This window comes from Corallococcus praedator, assembly GCF_003612125.1.
In the GTDB taxonomy this organism is placed as follows: Bacteria; Myxococcota; Myxococcia; order Myxococcales; family Myxococcaceae; genus Corallococcus; species Corallococcus praedator.
Map to the genome: position 1 here is coordinate 1 of NZ_RAWI01000588.1, position 4,184 is coordinate 4,184.

3 protein-coding genes are annotated in these 4,184 nt (G+C 70.7%); 1 reads left to right on the forward strand and 2 read right to left on the reverse strand.

Features of this window, described 5'->3' with window-relative positions; genetic code table 11:
• The coding region (locus D7Y13_RS39260) for a Na+/H+ antiporter NhaA (RefSeq protein ID WP_147452606.1) at positions 1 to 781 on the reverse strand (781 nt) is incomplete at its 3' end.
• A gap of 152 nt (positions 782 to 933) precedes the next feature.
• Between D7Y13_RS39260 and mutS the strand changes: the two genes are divergently transcribed.
• The gene (gene mutS / locus D7Y13_RS39265; protein ID WP_120584417.1) at positions 934 to 3,699 is read left to right on the forward strand and encodes a DNA mismatch repair protein MutS; all 2,766 of its coding nucleotides are present in this window, start codon (positions 934 to 936) and stop codon (positions 3,697 to 3,699) included.
• Between the two features lie 21 nt (positions 3,700 to 3,720).
• Here mutS and D7Y13_RS39270 read toward each other — a convergent pair whose 3' ends face one another.
• The gene (locus tag D7Y13_RS39270; RefSeq protein ID WP_120584416.1) at positions 3,721 to 4,080 is read right to left on the reverse strand and encodes an immunity 52 family protein; all 360 of its coding nucleotides are present in this window, start codon (positions 4,078 to 4,080) and stop codon (positions 3,721 to 3,723) included.
• Between the last annotated feature and the right edge of the window lie 104 nt (positions 4,081 to 4,184).

A 4,184-nucleotide genomic window follows, 5' to 3' on the forward strand; every position in this document is an offset into this window, starting at 1 on the left:
GGGTGGGCCGCGCGGGGATGAAGAGGCCCAGCACCACGCCGGACAGCGTGGCGTGGATGCCGCCGTGGTGCATGGCGTACCAGAGCGCCACGCCCGCGAGCGCGTACGCCAGGCCGTTGCGCACGTAGAAGCGGTTGAGTCCCCACAGCACCCCGCACACGCCCGCGCTGACCGCGAGCCACTCCCCATGCAGACCGGTGCCGTAGAAGACGGCGATGACGAGGATGCCGCCGATGTCGTCGAAGATGGCGAGCGCGGTGAGGAACACCACCAGCCCGTGGCCCACGCGCGCCTTCACCAGCGTGAGGCACCCGATGGCGAACGCGATGTCGGTGGCCATGGGGATGGCCCAGCCGCCCTGCGCGGGGGTGCCGTGGGTGAAGGCCAGGTAGAGCGCGGCGGGCACCACCATGCCGCCCAGCGCGGCGATGAGGGGCAGCAGCGCGCGAGAGAAGGTGCGCAGCTCGCCGGAGGACAGCTCGCGTTTGATCTCCATCCCCACCAGGAAGAAGAACAGCGTCATCAGCCCGTCGTTGATGAGTTCACGGAAGGTGAACCCGCCGCCGTGGCCCGCCGCCTCCAGGCGCAGGGGCGCGTCGAACACGGCTGAATAGGAGCCGGCCCAGGGAGAGTTGGCCCATGCGAGCGCGGCCACCGCGCAGAGCGCCAGGAGGATGCCGCTGCTGGCCTCCAGGCGGAAGAACGCCTGCACGGGGGCGAGTGCGACCTTGAAGAGCGCGGGAACGGGCGGGCGGTTCGGCTTCGAGGAGGAGGTCGCCATGTCGGCGGGCAGACTGCCGGGGGAAGGTGGGACTGCAAACCGTTTTCGGAAGGGGGGCGTCCGGAAATGTCGGACAGGGGTGGTAGGCAGACTCCCCAGGTAGGGGCTCCGGTTCGTTGATCCGGGCGTAGGGTCGTGGGAGAAGGTCGGGGATGGCGGTGACACAGCAGATGAAGACAGGCAAGGCGGCGGAGGTGGTGCTCGCCGAGGACGAAACGACCCCGGACGTCGGGACGAACGAAGCGCCCGCGGGGGCGCGGGAGATCGCGTCCCTGACGCCGATGATGCGCCAGTACCTGGAGGTGAAGGCGCTGCATCCGGACACGGTGCTGTTCTTCCGGATGGGCGACTTCTACGAGATGTTCTTCGAGGACGCGGTGAAGGCCTCGGAGCTGCTCCAGATTACGTTGACGGCGCGGTCCAAGGGCGCGGACAAGGTCCCGATGTGCGGGTTCCCGTACCACTCGGCGCGCCGGTACATCGCGAAGCTGATTGAGCACGGCCTGAAGGTGGCCATCTGCGAGCAGGTGACGGAGCCGGGCGCGGGGCCGGGCATCGTGCAGCGGGAGGTGACGCGGGTCATCACGCCCGGCATGGTGCTGGACGACGAGGTGCTGGAGCCGCAGGCCAGCAACTTCCTCGCGGCCCTCTGCTGGGGGGAGGCGGGCTTCGGCGCGGCGCTGCTGGAGGCGTCCACAGGCGAGTTCTACACCTTCGAGGCGGCCAGCCTGTCGGAGCTGGTGGAGGGCCTGGCGCGCGTGGATCCGCGCGAGCTGCTGGTGCCGCAGGGGCAGCGCGAGGCGCCGGAGGTGGTGCAGGTGTGCCAGCGGCTGTCGCGCGCGCCCGCGGTGGCGGAAGGGGAGGGCGCGGCCTTCGAGCACACCCGGGCGGCGGCCTTCCTGCGCTCGCACTTCAACGTGCAGTCGCTGTCCGCGTTCGGGCTGGACGGCTCACCGCTGGCCACCGGGGCGGCGGGGGCGGCGCTGCGCTACCTGAAGGACACGCAGAAGACGGCGGCCGCGCACGTGGACCGGCTGTCGCGGCAGGAGAAGTCCGCGTGCCTGGTGATGGACGAGTCCTCGCGGGGCAACCTGGAAGTGCTCAAGAGCCTGCGCGACGGGGGCCGCAAGGGGTCGCTGCTGGGCGTGTTGGACAGGACCGCGACGGGGCTGGGGGCGCGCAAGCTGGCCCGCTGGCTGTCCGCGCCGCTGTGCTCGCTGCCGGAGATCCACGCGCGGCTGGACGCGGTGGAGGAGCTGGCCGGCAAGAGCGTGTGGCGCGAGGAGCTGGTGGCCACGCTCAAGGAGGTGGGCGACCTGGAGCGGCTGTGCGGCCGGCTGTCGCTGGGCGCGGGCAACGCGCGCGACTTGCGCGCGCTGGGGCTGTCGCTGTCGCAGCTCCCTCGGCTGGGCGCGGCGCTGGCGCGGTGTGACGCGGGGCTGCTCAAGTCCCTGGCGGGGCCGCTGGGGGCGCTGCCGGAGCTGGCGGACGTGCTGCTGCGGGCGGTGACGGACGAGCCGCCGGTGGTCCTCCGCGACGGCGGGTTCATCCGGCCGGGCTTCCACGCGGAGCTGGATGAGGTGGTGGCGCTGTCCACGTCCGGCAAGGACGTGCTCTTGCGCATCGAGCAGCGGGAGAAGGAGCGCACGGGCATCAGCTCGCTGAAGATCCGCTACAACAAGGTCTTCGGGTACTACCTGGAGGTGACGAAGGCGAACCTGCACGCGGTGCCCAAGGACTACATTCGCAAGCAGACGACGGTGGGCTCGGAGCGCTTCGTCACCGAGGAGCTGAAGGAGTACGAGGAGAAGGTCCTCACGGCGGAGGAGCGCCGCACGGTGTTGGAGTTGCAGCTCTTCGAGGAGCTGCGCGCGCGGGTGATTACCTGGGCGCCGGCCATCCGTTCCGCGGCGGAGGCGGTGGCCACGGCGGACGCGCTGGTGTCCTTCGCCCGGTGCGCGGCGGAGTACGGCTACACGCGGCCCCAGGTGGACGACACGGAGGGGCTGAGCATCACGGGCGGCCGGCACCCGGTGGTGGAGCGGATGCTGGGCGCGGGCGAGTCCTTCGTGCCCAACGACGTGCGGTTGGATCCAGAGGACGCGCAGCTGTTGATCATCACGGGCCCGAACATGGCGGGCAAGAGCACGGTAATGCGGCAGGTGGCGCTGACGGCGTTGATGGCGCAGGCGGGCTCGTTCGTGCCGGCGAAGGCGGCGCGCATCGGCTTGTGCGACCGGATCTTCACGCGCGTGGGCGCGGCGGACAACCTGGCGCGCGGGCAGTCCACGTTCATGGTGGAGATGACGGAGACGAGCCACATCCTCCACCACGCGACGCGCCGCAGCCTGGTCATCCTGGATGAGATTGGACGCGGCACGTCCACGTATGACGGTCTGTCGATTGCGTGGGCGGTGGCGGAGCACATCCACGACAAGGTGGGGGCGCGCTCGCTGTTCGCGACGCACTACCATGAGCTGGTGGACCTGGCGCGCGAGCGGCCCCGGGTGAAGAACCTGTGCGTCGCGGTGAAGGAGCAGGGCGGCAAGGTCATCTTCCTGCGCAAGCTGATTCCGGGCGGGGCCAGCCGCTCCTACGGCATCGAGGTCGCGAAGCTGGCGGGCCTGCCGCCGGAGGTGGTGTCGCGGGCGCGGGAGCTGCTCCAGAACCTGGAGTCGGGTGAGCTGGATGACGCGGGGCGGCCCCGGGTGGCGGTGCGCTCGTCGGCGAAGCGCTCGCCCGTGAACGCGGGGCAGTTGGGGTTGTTCGGGGGCGCGGCTCCGGTGGTGGTGCCTCCGGCGCCGTCTGTGCATTCAGAAGTGTTGGAGGCGCTGCGTGCGGCGTCGGTGGACCGGATGACGCCGCTGGAGGCGCTCAACCTGCTGGCGAAGCTGCAGCGGGAGCTGGGAACTTCCTGAGTCACAGGCTCCGTGCCGCGCTCACGAGGGCGCGGCATGGAGCGGCTTCAGCAGTCCCGCCTGGTCCAACCGTTCCCGGACTTGCGCGGCGAGCGCGACATGCTCCGGGCGGGTGGACGTGAAGCGCTCAGGCGTCAAGACGATGAGCGTCTCCTTGTCCTCCACGGGTTCGACGTGCACGGGGGCCGGCAGTGGGGGCACCGCCCCTCGTTGCCGAGCCAGGTACGTCACCCAGCCGACGAAGGTGCCAACGTCAGCGAACTCCGACACCCTGTCCCGGTGTTCGTCGGAGGTGACGACGCCCCAGGACGGTTCCCAGGCGATTGCCATCGCTCGCAACGTCTGGTGCAGTAGGCTGGCGGGCCCTATGCAATTCGCCATTCCCCATGCTCCCCGCCGTGTGCGTCTGGCCCAGGTCCCCGGGGCGGTGGCTCGGTTGGTGCGTGGGGTGCTCGTGGCCCTGGGCGTGATGGCGGTGCTGGGGC

What these genes read in the sequence shown, in the direction of transcription:
- D7Y13_RS39270 (WP_120584416.1), bottom strand. Translation starts at nt 4,080, where the DNA reads ATGGCGAATTGCATAGGGCCCGCCAGCCTACTGCACCAGACGTTGCGA.
- mutS (WP_120584417.1), top strand. Translation starts at nt 934, where the DNA reads ATGGCGGTGACACAGCAGATGAAGACAGGCAAGGCGGCGGAGGTGGTG.